Origin of the sequence: Paenibacillus sp. FSL R7-0204 (assembly GCF_038002225.1) — a bacterium.
Lineage (GTDB): Bacteria > Bacillota > Bacilli > Paenibacillales > Paenibacillaceae > Paenibacillus_AQ.
In genome coordinates this window covers 7,489,203-7,503,543 of the sequence record NZ_JBBOCA010000001.1, presented here as the reverse complement: position 1 = coordinate 7,503,543, position 14,341 = coordinate 7,489,203, and the positions used below count along the sequence as shown (strand labels likewise).

Below are 14,341 nucleotides of genomic sequence, written 5' to 3'. Positions count from 1 at the left end.
TTTGACAGTGACGATCAGTCTTTCCAAAGGACAGCGGATTGATCTTACCAAGACCAATCCGGGTCTGACCAAAGTAGTTGTAGGACTGGGCTGGGATACAAACAAGTACAGCGGCGGCAAGGATTTCGACCTCGATGCATCAGCATTCCTGCTGCATGAGGACGGCAAAGCCAAAAGCGAAAATGACTTTGTATTCTATAACAATCCAAGCGGCGGTACAGGCTCTGTAACCCATACAGGCGATAATCGTACAGGTGAAGGCGACGGCGACGATGAGCAGATCATCGTAGACTTCAGTCTGGTGCCTGCCAATATTCAGCGGATCGGGATTACGGTCACGATCTATGATTATGAGGCCCGGGCGCAGAACTTCGGACAAGTCTCCAACGCTTTCGTACGCGTAGTGGATGCATCCAGCGACCGTGAGGTTCTGCGGTTCGATCTCGGCGAGGATTTCTCCACTGAGACGGCTGTAGTCTTCTGTGAATTCTACCGCCAGGGGGCGGATTGGAAATTCCAGGCGATCGGCAGCGGCTTCGCCGGCGGACTAAGCGCATTATGCAAAAACTACGGGCTGGACGCGCAATAAGAGCTTCAAAGGCGGGATCATCATCGATCCTGCCCTTTTTATACACAAAATCTGATAAGTTGCGCTCTTATCCATGTATAAAGGTGGCGTAAGAATGAATACAGAAGTAGTCAAAGGGCAGAAAGCAGACCTGACCAAAGGGAACCCGGGGCTCCGTAGCATTACGGTTGAGATCGGGTGGAAAGCTCCGTCTTCCATGGATATTGATGCTTCCGCATTCCTGCTTGGAGCGGGCGGTAAAGTGAGCAGTGATGACGATCTGATCTTTTACAATAACCCGTCTACTCCCTTTATCACCTATAAAGATGTACCGGGTACAGCTTCGGGCGGACTGAAGCAGTTCGAGGTCTCACTGGAGCGGATTCCGGCAAACATAGTGAAGATTGCCTTCACGCTTACTCTGTATGACGGAGAAAACCGCAAGCAGATGTTCGGACAAATGAGTGAAGCGGAGTGCCGGATCGTGAATCAGGCGACAGGTGCGCAGCTTCTGCGGTGTAACCTTGGAAATCAGTTCTCTGTGGAAACGGCTGTTGTAGTTGGAGAATTATATAGACATGGCGAAGAATGGAAATACAGTGCGATTGTTGCGGGCTTCTCGGGCGGGCTTAAGGCGCTCTGCGGCAACTATGGCATAGAAGTAGAGGACGAGCCTGCACCGGCACCGAAGCCGCCTGAACAGACGCCTCCGCCGGGACGCCCGCCGCTTCAAGTGCCGCCGCCCCGCGCAGAGTCATCCAGACCGAATATTGTGATTCCGCCACCGCCTGCACCGGCACCTGCACCGCCTAAGCAGGAGGCAGCTCCCGCACCGGCGCTGAATCTCAATCTGAAGAAGATTGAGCTGAAGAAGAAGGGCGATTCGATTAACCTGAAGAAATCCGCCTCCGGTCTGGGTGAGCTGCTCATTAACCTGAACTGGAACCAGAAGCAGGGCGGAGGACTGTTCAGCCGTAACAAGGGCGGGGTGGATCTCGATTTGGCCTGTCTGTATGAGCTGAAGAACGGCAGTAAAGGCGTGGTGCAGGCACTGGGCAATGCGTTCGGCAACCTGCAGCAGCAGCCTTATATGATGCTTGATGGAGATGATCGGACCGGCTCCGTAACATCTGGCGAGAATCTGCGTATAAACGGAAGTAAGGTCGCCCAGATCGAACGGATTCTGGTGTTTGCCTTTATTTACAAAGGAGTTACCAACTGGTCTGAGGCGGATGGAGTGGTTACCCTGAAGCAGGATGGAGGACCGGATATTATCGTTAATCTGGACGAGCATAACAACCGTAAAGGCATGTGCGCCATCGCGCTGATCCGGAATGTGGACAATGAGACCTTCAGTATTGAACGGCTCGTGCAATATTTCAGCGGTCATAGGGAGATGGATGAGGCTTATGGCTGGGGGCTTCGCTGGGTAGCGGGAAGCAAATAATTTGATATTACCGGAGGCGCAAGTGGAATGGACTGGTTCAGTGATTTTTTTAGGAGTATCGGTGAGAATTACGGGCATTTCTTCTCATGGAGTGATATTGCAGGGACGCTATCCGACCCTGTCAGCTGGGGGATTATCGGGAGTCTGATCCTGCTGGAAGGTCTGCTCTCTGCGGATAACGCGCTCGTGCTGGCGGTTATGGTTAAGCACTTGCCGAAGGAGCAGCAGCGTAAGGCTTTGTTCTACGGGATACTCGGCGCTTATTTATTCAGATTCCTGGCGATTGGTCTGGGGACCTATCTCGTCAAATTCACGCTGGTTAAGGTGCTTGGGGCCTTGTATCTCTTCTATATTGCCTACAAAGGGTTGTTCAAGGGCAGCGGTGAAGATGGCGAGATTAAGAATAAAGGCGCCTCTTTCTGGAAGACGGTACTCCTGGTTGAATTAATGGATATTGCCTTCAGTATTGATAGTGTGGTAGCAGCATTTGGTCTTAGCTCTGAAGTCTGGGTACTCTTCCTGGGCGGTATTCTCGGCGTACTGATGATGCGCGGTGTGGCACAGGTGTTCCTCAAGCTGATCGCAAGATATCCTGAACTGGAACAAACGGCATTCCTGCTTATTGCACTGATTGCCGGTAAAATGCTTGCCGGAGCCTTCGGCTATGAATTGCCGCATGTAATTTTCTTCGGTATTCTAATTGCGGTGTTTGCAGGTACTATCGTGTATAGCGCAAGCAAACGCAAGAAGGCTGAGAACCACAAGGCCTGATTGATCTGCGTGCTTCATCTATTTATCCTTTATAGCTGTGCAGGAAGGCGCGGGGTTCACGGGAAGGGTGGACTCCGGCACGCCTTTCGGGTAATCGTAATAGGTTTATAGCATGGCCTTTGCTTGGGTTCAAAGCAAGCCGGATACCGTCCCCGAGAGGACGGCATAGCTGGTTCTGCTCGCAGCCAGAGGCCATTTGGATTGTGCTGGCACAACATTAAGGGGGAAGGGCCTTGAGATATTTCGATTACCTCACACAAGAACAGGAAGCCTCATTATTCCATGTTCCGCCGGTTTCATTTGATCATACTACCCGCAAGGATTTACTGGCTTATGCCGTCGGAGCAGCCCTTTATATGCCGGCCACCCGTGCCAGTGTTGCCGAAGATATTATTAAGCTGAGAGCCTCGGGGCTTATTACGGTAATCATAGATTTGGAGGATGCCATCGGGGACGGTGAAGTGGATTATGCCGAAGAATCCATCGTCAGGCATCTGGCGTTCCTGTCCGCTTATGCGGAGAATGAGCCGGACCAGCGCGGCAGCCTTCCGCTGCTGTTCATCCGCGTACGTAACCCTGCACAGCTGCGGGATCTGATCTTTCGGCTGGGATCATTAATCACCATGCTGACCGGCTTCGTCTTCCCCAAATTCTCCGTAGAGAACGGTACGGATTATTTCGAGGCTATTGCCGATTACAACGACACACGCAGCTATTCCGCCCCGGTGCTGTACGGGATGCCGATTCTGGAGAATGCGCCGATCATCTACCGGGAGAGCCGGATGGACACTCTGCTTGGGGTCCGGGATCTGCTCGGGCAATACCGCGAGTATGTGCTGAATGTCCGGATTGGGGCGACGGACTTCTCCAGTCTGTTCGGACTGCGGCGCAGCCCGGATATCAGTATTTATGACCTGACGCCGATCCGTGACTGCATGTCGGATATCATTAACGTCTTTGGCCGTGTGGAGGAAGGATACGTGATCTCTGGGCCTGTGTGGGAGTATTTTGCCAGCAAAGGACACCGGGTCCTCCGCCCGCAGCTGCGGGAGACGCCCTTCGAGGATACCTACGGCAAGCATGGCCGCGAGATGCGCAACAGCTTCATTTCAAGCTCGATGGACGGGCTGATCCGGGAAGTGATTCTGGACAAGGAGAACGGCATTGTAGGCAAAACCATTATCCACCCCTCCCACCTCAGACCGGTGCAGGCAATGTATACGGTAATGCATGAAGAGTATGTGGATGCCTTAAGTATTGTAGACAGCAACGATGGCAGCCGCGGCGTGTTCAAGAGTGAATACTATAACAAAATGAATGAAATCAAGCCTCATTTGAACTGGGCCAGACGAATTTTATTACGATCTCAAATATACGGGGTGTTACATGAACAACAGCATTTTGTCGGATTACTACCCGAGAACGAATACACACACGTTTAATATCGTCGAGAATCTGCAGGTTACGGTAACAGAAACCTCGAATCCTTTTCATATGCCTGTGGAGTCCTTGTTCTCCATGGCTGCACGAATCAATAAGAAACGCTCCTTCCTGTTCGTCAGCAAAGTGCTTGGCAAGCATATTCCCGTAGGACCGTATACCCCGCTGCTCAGCGGAGCGGCACTCGCCTTGCTTTTGTATCTGGAGATGAGCGCGGATACCGCTGACCGGGAGGTTATGGACCCGCTGATGAACCAGGCCGTGCATGGTCTGATCCATCCTGAAGTTGCGGAAGAAGCTTATCATGCGCTGCTTGCTGCGCGTCTGGTTCTGCCGCAGCCGGTTCTGTTTATCGGATTCGCCGAAACCGCTACCGCCCTCGGCCATAGCATGTATAATGCATTCGCCGGCGGTGCGTCTTATATTCATACCACGCGTGAGATGATTCCTGAGCTGGAATCGGTGGTCACCTTTGAAGAGGAGCATTCCCACGCCGTAGATCATCTCTGCTATGCCCTGAATGCTGAACTGTTATTGGGGACAGAGCCGATTGTACTGGTGGATGACGAGATTACGACCGGGAATACAGCGATTAATACGATCCGGGACATCCAGTCCAAATTCCCGCGCAGGGACTATGTAGTGGCCTCTCTCTTGGACTGGCGGAGTGAAGCTAATATCCAGGCTTACCATGATCTGGAGCAGGAGCTTGGAATTCGTATCACCGCTTTGTCCCTGCTTCAGGGAAGCATCAAGGTTGAGGGAATACCTCAGCTGCAAGCCGCAGCTGATAGCGGGGCCGCTGCATCCACAGGCGCAGAGCTTGTAACCACTTATGCATTCGACGGCTTAGAGCGGCTTCCGGTGACCTCGGCGGATGGGCAGGGCGTTATCAATCCAGCGCCATATCTGAAGCAGAGCGGCCGCTTCGGTCTGGAGTCTGCGGATAATGCGCAGATTGATGCAGCTGTAAGCCGCGTGGCCAGGCAGCTCCGGGGACTGCGTGAAGGTGCCCGTACGCTGGTGATGGGTGTAGGCGAGTTCATGTATCTGCCGATGCGGATCGCCGCAGAGATGGGAGAGGGCGTGTTGTACCAGTCCTCGACCCGTAGTCCGATCCATCCCGAGCGGCGTGCGGATTACGGCGTGCACAGCGCCGCTGCCTATCCGTCCGCAGGCGATACGGAGATCACGAATTTCATCTATAATGTGGACCCCGGCCAGTATGACGATATCTTCGTCCTGCTGGAGCGCGAGGTGCCCCGGCAGCGGATTGCGCCGATGACGGATATTTTACAGAGGCTGGCGGGCAATAAGGTACATCTTGTTGTGCTCAGCCCAGAACCAGTTACGGGAGGCTCAGAGCTATGAAGGGAATAGATATCGAAGCCATTCACAATAGAAGAATATCTCCTCCGGTGGCACTGGGCAGCTACCCTGCTTCCGACGTTACCTTCCTGCTCAAGGATCTAAGCGATGTGTCTCTGGAGCGGGGGACGGCCGAGCGGGAGGAAGCGATCCAGTCCGGCGTGCATTATTCGGAGATGCTTCCGGTGGAATACCAGCCGACAGAGCAGTATATCGAATTGTTTCATGAGACGCTGCAGCAGACTGCGAGGAAGGTGGCGCTGGCTGTAGCTGTGGTGTCCGAGATGATTGTTGCCCGGCGGGGAACGGCGAATACCGTGCTGGTCTCTCTGGCGAGAGCGGGCACACCTATCGGGGTATTGATCAAACGATATATTCTTGAGAAATATGGAGCGGATCTTCCGCATTACAGCATCTCGATTATCCGCGGCAAGGGGATTGATGAGAATGCGGTGCTCTATATGCTGCAGCAGCATGGACGGGATGCCCAACTGCAATTCATCGATGGCTGGACCGGTAAGGGGGCCATCCGGCAGGTGCTGATAGAGGCCTGTGAGAGTATGTATAAGAAATATGGCATTACGCTAAATGATGATCTGGCAGTACTTGCTGATCCCGGTCACTGCTCGGGAACCTATGGTACCCGGGAGGATTATCTGATTCCAAGTGCCTGCCTGAACTCCACGGTATCGGGCCTGATGAGCCGTACGGTGCTCCGCGATGATCTGATCGGGCCAGAGGAATTCCACGGGGCCAAATTCTACAAGGAATGGCTGGACAGTGATCTGTCCAACGTATTCGTTGAAGCGATTACCCCGTATTTCACGGAAGTAGCAGCAGAGGCATTTGCGCAGGCTGCGGAGATGCTGGAGCATCCGCCGGAGATTACCTGGCAGGGGCTGGCCGATATCCGCAGTATCCAGGATACCTTCGGTATTGATAATATCAATCTGGTAAAGCCCGGAGTGGGTGAGACGACGCGTGTACTGCTGCGCAGAGTGCCCTGGAGAATCCTTGTCGACAGGCTGGACAATCCCAACCTGCGGCATATTCTGCTGCTGGCGGAGGACCGGGGCGTGCCGGTAGAGGTCTATCCCGGGCTGACCTACTCCTGCTGCGGAATCATCAAGCCGCTGAAAGGGGAGAGTGAATGATCTACGCCAGCGATCTGGACCGTACGCTGATCTACTCTCTTAGCGCGGTAGGCGTTCCTGAGGATACCCCCGGTCTGGTTCCGGCAGAGGTTGTTGACGGCAGGACGGTATCGTATATCTCACAGCAGGCTCTGGATACACTGAAAGAGCTGGCGGCGAAGATTGTCTTCATGCCGGTGACTACACGTACGATTGCCCAGTACCGGCGGATTAACCTGTTCCAGGAGACGGTCATTCCGGATTATGCCATCACCAGCAATGGCGGCAATATTCTTGTGAACGGGGTAGTGGACCAGGATTGGCGGACGGCTGTCGGCAGAGCGGTGGACCGCGGCTCCGCTGCGGCGGAAGAGGCCGAGAGCATCGTGCGCGCTGTTGTCCGGGAAGAATGGATCATTAGCCGGCGTTATTGCGATGAGCTGTTCTATACCTTCGTGGTTCACCGGGATCTGCTGCCGCTGGAAGAGATTGCCCGGATGGCGCAGCGGCTGGGTGAGCTTGGCTGGAGAGTATCCCTGCAGGGGCGCAAGCTCTATATCGTGCCGGAGGCAGTGAACAAAAGCGATGCCATTCTCCATGTGCGCCGCACCGTGCATTCGGAGCCGATGGTCGCCTCCGGCGACTCTCTTCTGGACAAGAGCCTGCTCGCCGCCGCCGACTATGCGATAGCCCCCTGCCACGGAGAGATATTTGCCGAGCAGCAGGCGGGTTTAGTACACTTAGAGTATCCGTTTACTGTGCGGCCGGGAGTATTTGCCGCGGATGAGATTATGCAGTATGTTCACAGGATTTATACACATTCGACAGCATTGGGAGTTGGACCGCCACCATGAAAAAGGTAAATATATATTTCAACCGCTGGTTCTCTGTTGCCTATCATTATATGAATCTCATCCGACGCAATGAAGACGGGATTCCGGTGCAAATCTTCGCCACCCACCCGGATATCCACCATATGTCGCTGCAAGGCGCGGATGTAGCTGGAACCGAGCCGGCGCTCGAAGGCATTGAATACGTGCAGTTCTGTGTTGATTTTTGCCGCCGGAACGAGATTGATATCTTCATCCCCCGGCTGCATATGCTCGATATCGCGCTGCATGCTTCGCTGTTCGATGAGATCGGGACGAAGGTGCTGGTCTGCCGTGATCTGGATCTGCTGGAGATGATCATGGACAAAGGTAAGTTCTATGAGAGTGTGAAGACCACCGGGATTATGACGATTCCTGATTATCATGTGGTTAGTAATGCGCAGCAGTTCAGGGAAGCTTATGAAGATCTCGCAGCCAAAGGCCACAAGGTCTGCTTCAAGCCTACCGAGACGGAAGGCGGACTCGGATTCCGGATCATAGATAATGACCGCAGTCCCGTGGAGGAGCTGTTCGGCCATGTGACTCCGCTGATCTCCTTCGAGGAGGCTTACCGCATCCTTGCAGAAGCCGGTAGCTTCCCTAACCTGATGGTGATGGAGCTGCTGGAAGGATATGAATATAGTATTGATTGCCTGGCGGATGAGAAGGGCAGGCTGCTGGCTGCAGTCCCCCGCCGGAAGGCAGGCGGGCGCCTGCGGTTGATGGAGTATATCCCGGAGCTTGCGGAGGTGGCCCGCAGGGTGGCTGAGACGTACCGGATTCCGTTCAATTTCAATATCCAGATGAAATACAGCGGCGGCGTCCCCAAGCTGCTGGAGATTAACCCGCGGATGTCCGGCGGCCTGCATATCTCCTGTTTGTCCGGAATCAACTTCCCCTATTTGGCTGTCAAAAGCGCGCTCGGCGGCGAGGTTCTGCCTGCATCGTTCGAGCATAACGTCCTGGCCAGCCATGTCGAGCAGCCGCTGATCATGAGAATAAACGGAGAATCCGTCATTACGGATTCCGTGAATTGAGCGTGTAGCATTCACGCTCATAAGAGGTGAGAAGGAATGCAAGCTAAATTCAAAGTACTGGCGTATGCCGGTGCCGGTTATGTCGTAGCCGTATTGACCAGCGGCTTCCTGCCTGAGCTGGTCTCGCTGCTCCTTCCGGTAATCGGGGCAGCACTTGCAGTGCCGGAGCTCAGGCGTACAAGAGTGAATCTGCCGGTGGAGGTGATTCCTGCCGGGCAGGAGCCGAAGGCGATTCCGGCGGCATCCGCCGCCGCGCCGCAAGCTTCGTCTGCTGCTGCAGGACAGGCCTCCCCGGTCCCTCCGGGAGCCGGACACAGGGAGGAAATACAGATCGGGGCAGAGTTCGCCCCGGTGGTAGAGTATCTTAGTATTCTGGAGGATATGATTATCTCCGAAGGGCAGAAGGATACGCTGGACAATGAGATTGTCGAGAAGTCGCTGGCACTGTTCGCCAGACTGCAGCGCGTCATTCCGCTGCTGCAGGAGCTGGGTAACGGCGAGATCAACCATACCGTCCGCAGGCTGGTGCTGAAGGACCTTAATGGAGTAATCAACCCATTCCTGCGCCTGGGCGGCGAGGCCAAGACAAGAAACCGGAGAATGCTGCTGAACGGTCTGCGTGATGTCGATGCCAAAATTTCCGATATTGCGTCCACGATCGAGCACAAAGACCTGATGGAACTTCAGACCAAGGCGGAACTGATACATCAGCGATATAGCAGTTCCGAATTATAGGAGGAGGAGAACCATGTCTACGCAGTTAATTGAGCTTAGAAAAGAAGATGAGCAGAAGGTAGTTCAGGAGGCTTCCCAGCTAATTGAGCAAGTGGCCAAGACTGACACGGTGGCACTGGATTCCCTGATGGATGATATCGGGAAGCTTGGGGTGAAGACACAGGAGAAGGCAGGCCAGACGCTGAAGCTGCTGGATCGCCCCGTCAATGACCTGATGAGCGGCAAGCGGGTGGAAGTGCCTAATATGATTATGAAGCTGCGGGGTGAGTGCGAGACACTTCAGCAGAGCAAGAATGTCAGCTTCTTCGGCAAAATGCTGCGCAAAAGCCCGCTTAAGAATTATGTCTACAAATATCAGTCGGTCCGCACCAACATTGATGCCATTATCACCGGTCTGCGTGACGGCCGGGATACGCTGGAGGAGAGCATCGTTAATATGCGCCAGCTGAAGCGCACCTCCATGGAGGAAATCTATAATCTCCAGACTAAGATCGCCTTCGGCAACAAGCTGAAGGAGCTGTTCGAGGTTGAGATCGCCAAGCCTGAGAATGAATTCCGCAAAGCATATCTGGAGCGCGGGCTGCGCAAGGTTATGGTGCGGATTCAGTCCATGACCGAGATGATTCTGCTCTACAATCAGGCGATTGCGGCAACGGATATCATCAATGACAATAATGACAAGCTGATTGATTCCGTAAACAACGCGATTGATAAGACCTCTAACCTGATCACCGTCTCGGCGATGATTGCCATGTCCCTGGCTGATCAGGAGAATGTCATCAATGCGGTGGAAGCCACCAACAAGACCATCGAAGACCAGTTCAAGGAGAATGCGCGGCTGCTGCGCACGACGACCGAGAAGACCACGGAGCTGCTCTCCAAGCCGTCCATGTCCCTGGAAGCCGTGAATCAGGCCATTGGCGACCTGCTCAGCGCCCTGGATACCTCGGAGCAGTCCAACCGGCGGATCATCGAGAGCTGTCAGGACTATACGTCCAAAATGACCACCATCAACACCCAGCTGAACAACCGGCTCGGACTTAACGAAGGCTCACAGCCGCAGGCATTGAAGCAGGCGGAGAGCGGGCTGAGCAGCTTTTTGAATTAAGGGTTTGCTTCTGGGCCGGTAGAATAACTTGAATAATGCACCAAGCCTGCTGATATGGATTCGGCGGGCTTTTTTTGTTGTTAAATTTCTAATTTACTAATATATTCCGGTGAGATATTATGAGGTGGGTTCAGTCGTACATTCAGGGGGAGAATATTGATGGTCAGGAAGTTAACAGGTATATTGGCAGGGATAGTTGGAGCGGGGATGCTGTTTGGTTCTATGGGGACAGCGGTAGCCCAGTCTACAGGAACAAAGGATTATGAGGGACATTGGGCTCAGCAAACGATTCAAAGCTGGCTGGATAACGGCTTGCTTAAAGGCTTCGGAGATGGATCGGTTAAACCGAACCAGACCATAACCAGAGCGGAGTTCATGACGCTCATTAACCGTTCTTATCATTTTACGGAACAGAGTAAGGTGAAATTCACCGATGTGCCGTCTACCAGCTGGGCGTATAGTGAGGTTGCGAAGGCTATAGCGGCTGGATATATCCAGGGCTTCAACAATGAGATGCGCCCGAATGCTCCGATTAACCGCCAGGAAGCAGCAGTTATAGTCAGCAAGCTGCTGAAGCTGGACACGGGTAGTATAGAGGGATTGAGAGTATTCAGTGATGCAAGCCAGATTGCATCCTGGAGTAAAGGGAGTGTTGCTGCAGCTGTCACAGCGAAGGTACTTAAAGGGTATCCGGATGGAACCTTCGGGCCCGTCAAAGCCTTGACCCGTGCAGAATCCTTAGCGCTGATCGATGCGGCAGTCTCTCGAACGGGTCAATCTGCACAGGGAGCGGCGACGCCTGCTCCAGCCGTAACACCGCCGGCTACTCCAGTAGCTACAGCTGCACCAACTGCAACTGCTGCTGTAGCTGCGGGAGGAAGTGGCGGCGGTAGTGGCGGTGGCGGTGGTCCTCAGGTGACGCCAAACCAGGCTCCGGCAGCAACACCAACACCGGTTTCAACACCGACACCAAGCCCGGAACCTGTTAATGAATTACCGGTCAAGGAGCTTCCGGCTCTGGATATCAGCATCACCTCTCGCCCTGACGATTCAGTTACGAATGCAGTTTATCTAGAAGTTGATTATAGCAGGGTGATTGGCAGCACTATCCGTCCAAATGACCAGATAACTTATTATGTAACATCGAAGCCGATCAGCTCTAGAGATCTCCACTGGGAGCTTACTAATCTCCAGTACGCTTCTATTAGTACGGGATACTCATTGAAGACGCTGACATATACCGGTGTTTCGATTCCAGCGGGCAGGATTGGCACGGCAGGCGATAAATATGTCTCGGTTGTGGTACGGAATTCATCTAATGAAGTGACCGGATTCTATACTCAAAAGGTGATTTTGCAGCCCTCAGTTACTGAGGCTTCTAACAGTATAATGTTATTGCACAGTGGTGTGACTATAACCCAAGAGAAATTCAGCACCGTGTCTTCCCAAGTATATTATCGGGATACTATTGATGTGGAAGATGCTGCTCTGCAATTTGGCGGAAGAGCAGTGGGATATACAATTACCCCGAAGTACTATATGGACAGTAAACTGAATTTGGAATTGAATGATATCATTCATGCTTCGCGTAAAGTGTACAGAGATGGCTGGGTCAGTGTGGTTGATGCCACAGTATCCTCTAATGCAGCAGTAGGTGCTTCATCACCGGGCTATATCCCGTTTTCCTATGAAACATTATATAATTTCAAAACATATAACGAAGACGCATACACCATTATTTTCCTCGATTCTGAGATGAAGGCGTTGGGTTATTACACCGGCAAGGTGATGCTTAGCACAGACCTGAAATTAGAAGCAGCCATGAAAAAAATTGACGAGATTCCTTTGAATGTAACTTTAATGGATGAAGATGCAGTTAACAGGGCTTATAGAGCCTACTTGCCTTTTGATGATTCTGTCAATTGGGGAGAACGAAAGACTAAGCTTAATTATGCCGTATCAGCTCTTATGGACGCAAAGAAATCGGGACCACTACAGAATATGGATCTGGTTCAATCCGTAATTATTGATGGATATAATCAATTCAACGGCAAAACAATAAGAATGAATTTGATGGGTTTCCCGGATGAGTTGAAGGAAAGCGTAGGCAGCTTCTCGTATTACATTACAGCCAATCCTGTTCGTGCAGAAGATTTAGCACAACCAAGCCCTTATGGGGAATTTGATTTTGCTGACATTCAGTCAGTAGTTCTTCCGGTGACAGATAAGAGCGGGCAGAATTACGTTACTGTGGTCTTTTATAATAAGGCAGGGCAAGCGATACGTTATACCACCAAGCTGGTAGATTTCTCGTCGAAGCGGCCCGTGTGGGACGGAACGGCGGCACAGATTGGGGACGGAGTTAAGCTGGTCCGGGATTATAATAACGGTACCCGTATAGACTATGTATCTGTAAAAGATTATCAGAAAACGCATCCCGAGGCGGTTTATTTCACAGTGACTTCTAAATCAGCGTTGGCAGCAGCGAAGCAAGAATTCTCTGCAGAATCTGCAGTACAGTATTTAAATGATTACTGGAATACTAACAGTATCTATCCTTATGAGCGAATTCAGTTATCCGATGATGCGGCGCGGAATGGACAGCCGGAAGACTACATTATCCTGTTCTATGATGCTAATTATAAGGCGCTTAATTATTATATTGGCGGTTTGACTGACTGATTCTCCGCTAATCCTACTCATATTATCCCGCTCCTCCACATACGTTGTCACTAAGGCGACCTGTGGAGAAAGAGGGGATAAGCGGGATGATTCTGGGATGCTTGATCGTGGTGCTTATCGTCGTAGCCAGCAGTGAGAAGGCGGAGGCGATTGCCAGCCTGAATGAACGGGAGGATAACGGCCTGTGAAAAGGGTGCAGACAGTGAACGGAATCCATAAATTATTGCTGCTCTGTGATTCAAGCAATTTCCAGTGGTTTATTGGGTATAATAGCCTGGAGGCTGTACATCAGTCTTCCGGCACCACTGAAAATATAAAGTGAATACGGAGGTCAAATGGAGAACGAGGCACTGCTGCAGGTAGAGAAGCTTGCACTTAAGAAACAGAAGATCTTCCGGCAAAGCGTATGGCGTTACATTGCCAGGGCCATGCTCGCCAGCATGTTTATCGGATTCGGCGTGATCGTAGCCTTTAAGACCGGCAACTTCTTCTATATGGAACAATCGCCGATGACCTATCCGATGGCTGCGATCACGTTCGGCGCAGCCATCATCCTGATTTCCTACGGCGGGGGTGATTTGTTCACCGGGGATACTTTTTATTACACCTATGCGGCACTGAGGCGCAAGCTGGCATGGACCGAGGTTGTGCGGATGTGGGTCGTCAGCTATCTGGGCAATATTCTTGGAGCTACGGCGTTTGCGCTGCTTATTTTTCTGACCGGATTGTTCTATGATTCCTCTGTCAACGGGTTCCTGCTGAATGTGGTGGCCCATAAGATGGAAGCTCCGGCGATGCAACTGTTCTTCCGGGCGATTCTCTGTAACTGGCTCGTCTGTCTGGCCTTCTTCGTCCCGATGTCAATGAAGAACGACGGTGCCAAAATGTTCGCCATGGTGCTGTTCGTGTTCTGCTTCTTCATCTCGGGGTACGAGCATAGTATTGCCAACATGTGTACCTTTGCGATTGCTCTCGTCCTGGATCACCCTGGTACGATCTCCTGGGGAGGCGTGGTGCATAATCTCGTCCCGGTCACATTAGGCAATCTCATCGGCGGCGGCGTGCTGATGGGCGTGATGTATTACTATGTGAACAAGCCGTTTCTGGAGGATGAGTCTCACTGAACGGCAAAACAACAGACACAACAGCGATTCTCCGGTTACCGGGGGATCGCTGTTGTGCG

The 14,341-nt window shown here is 52.4% G+C and carries 12 protein-coding genes and 1 pseudogene; all 13 read left to right on the top strand.

Going from position 1 to position 14,341, the window contains the following annotated elements; all coding sequences use genetic code 11:
* The first annotated feature begins 7 nt into the window (after positions 1-7).
* The 13 genes and pseudogenes from MKX42_RS32475 to MKX42_RS32420 all read left to right on the top strand — a co-directional run bounded on the left by MKX42_RS32475 (position 8) and on the right by MKX42_RS32420 (position 14,282).
* Positions 8-589 (top strand): TerD family protein, encoded by a 582-nt coding sequence (locus tag MKX42_RS32475; protein ID WP_340757509.1) that lies wholly within the window; start codon positions 8-10, stop codon positions 587-589.
* Positions 590-683: 94 nt separating this feature from the next.
* The gene (locus MKX42_RS32470; RefSeq protein ID WP_340757508.1) at positions 684-2,015 is read left to right on the top strand and encodes a TerD family protein; all 1,332 of its coding nucleotides are present in this window, start codon (positions 684-686) and stop codon (positions 2,013-2,015) included.
* Positions 2,016-2,042: 27 nt separating this feature from the next.
* Positions 2,043-2,786 (top strand): TerC family protein, encoded by a 744-nt coding sequence (locus tag MKX42_RS32465; RefSeq protein WP_036695602.1) that lies wholly within the window; start codon positions 2,043-2,045, stop codon positions 2,784-2,786.
* Between the two features lie 233 nt (positions 2,787-3,019).
* Positions 3,020-4,228, top strand: coding sequence for an HpcH/HpaI aldolase/citrate lyase family protein (locus MKX42_RS32460; RefSeq protein WP_051477877.1), 1,209 nt, complete (start codon positions 3,020-3,022; stop codon positions 4,226-4,228).
* Between the two features lie 76 nt (positions 4,229-4,304).
* Positions 4,305-5,597 (top strand): phosphoribosyltransferase family protein, encoded by a 1,293-nt coding sequence (locus MKX42_RS32455; protein WP_340757923.1) that lies wholly within the window; start codon positions 4,305-4,307, stop codon positions 5,595-5,597.
* Entirely contained in the window at positions 5,594-6,748 is a 1,155-nt protein-coding gene (locus tag MKX42_RS32450; protein WP_340757507.1) for a cysteine protease StiP family protein, read from the top strand. The genes MKX42_RS32455 and MKX42_RS32450 overlap by 4 nt, the downstream gene beginning before the upstream one ends.
* Positions 6,745-7,581, top strand: a complete 837-nt coding sequence (locus MKX42_RS32445) for an HAD family hydrolase (protein ID WP_340757506.1) — start codon at positions 6,745-6,747, stop codon at positions 7,579-7,581. Before MKX42_RS32450 ends, MKX42_RS32445 begins: the two co-directional genes overlap by 4 nt.
* On the top strand, positions 7,578-8,633 hold the full coding sequence (locus MKX42_RS32440) for an ATP-grasp domain-containing protein (RefSeq protein WP_340757505.1): 1,056 nt from the start codon (positions 7,578-7,580) through the stop codon (positions 8,631-8,633). The genes MKX42_RS32445 and MKX42_RS32440 overlap by 4 nt, the downstream gene beginning before the upstream one ends.
* A 36-nt stretch (positions 8,634-8,669) precedes the next feature.
* Positions 8,670-9,368 (top strand): hypothetical protein, encoded by a 699-nt coding sequence (locus tag MKX42_RS32435; RefSeq protein WP_340757504.1) that lies wholly within the window; start codon positions 8,670-8,672, stop codon positions 9,366-9,368.
* 13 nt (positions 9,369-9,381) lie between these two features.
* Positions 9,382-10,476: a toxic anion resistance protein gene (locus MKX42_RS32430; protein WP_036695607.1), complete on the top strand. Its 1,095-nt coding sequence runs from the start codon at positions 9,382-9,384 to the stop codon at positions 10,474-10,476.
* A gap of 159 nt (positions 10,477-10,635) precedes the next feature.
* Positions 10,636-10,839, top strand: a pseudogene (locus MKX42_RS33540) (S-layer homology domain-containing protein); the annotation flags it as partial.
* Positions 10,840-10,851: 12 nt separating this feature from the next.
* Complete coding sequence (locus MKX42_RS32425) at positions 10,852-13,158, top strand: S-layer homology domain-containing protein (protein WP_340757503.1); 2,307 nt, start codon at positions 10,852-10,854, stop codon at positions 13,156-13,158.
* Positions 13,159-13,493: 335 nt separating this feature from the next.
* On the top strand, positions 13,494-14,282 hold the full coding sequence (locus MKX42_RS32420; RefSeq protein WP_036723535.1) for a formate/nitrite transporter family protein: 789 nt from the start codon (positions 13,494-13,496) through the stop codon (positions 14,280-14,282).
* Positions 14,283-14,341 lie beyond the last annotated feature (59 nt).

Bases quoted from the DNA above. Each gene is read 5' to 3' on its own strand.
- MKX42_RS32465 (WP_036695602.1), top strand. From the start codon at position 2,043: ATGGACTGGTTCAGTGATTTTTTTAGGAGTATCGGTGAGAATTACGGG.
- MKX42_RS32440 (WP_340757505.1), top strand. From the start codon at position 7,578: ATGAAAAAGGTAAATATATATTTCAACCGCTGGTTCTCTGTTGCCTAT.
- MKX42_RS32455 (WP_340757923.1), top strand. From the start codon at position 4,305: ATGGCTGCACGAATCAATAAGAAACGCTCCTTCCTGTTCGTCAGCAAA.
- MKX42_RS32430 (WP_036695607.1), top strand. From the start codon at position 9,382: ATGTCTACGCAGTTAATTGAGCTTAGAAAAGAAGATGAGCAGAAGGTA.
- MKX42_RS32420 (WP_036723535.1), top strand. From the start codon at position 13,494: ATGGAGAACGAGGCACTGCTGCAGGTAGAGAAGCTTGCACTTAAGAAA.
- MKX42_RS32445 (WP_340757506.1), top strand. From the start codon at position 6,745: ATGATCTACGCCAGCGATCTGGACCGTACGCTGATCTACTCTCTTAGC.
- MKX42_RS32470 (WP_340757508.1), top strand. From the start codon at position 684: ATGAATACAGAAGTAGTCAAAGGGCAGAAAGCAGACCTGACCAAAGGG.
- MKX42_RS32450 (WP_340757507.1), top strand. From the start codon at position 5,594: ATGAAGGGAATAGATATCGAAGCCATTCACAATAGAAGAATATCTCCT.
- MKX42_RS32425 (WP_340757503.1), top strand. From the start codon at position 10,852: ATGACGCTCATTAACCGTTCTTATCATTTTACGGAACAGAGTAAGGTG.
- MKX42_RS32435 (WP_340757504.1), top strand. From the start codon at position 8,670: ATGCAAGCTAAATTCAAAGTACTGGCGTATGCCGGTGCCGGTTATGTC.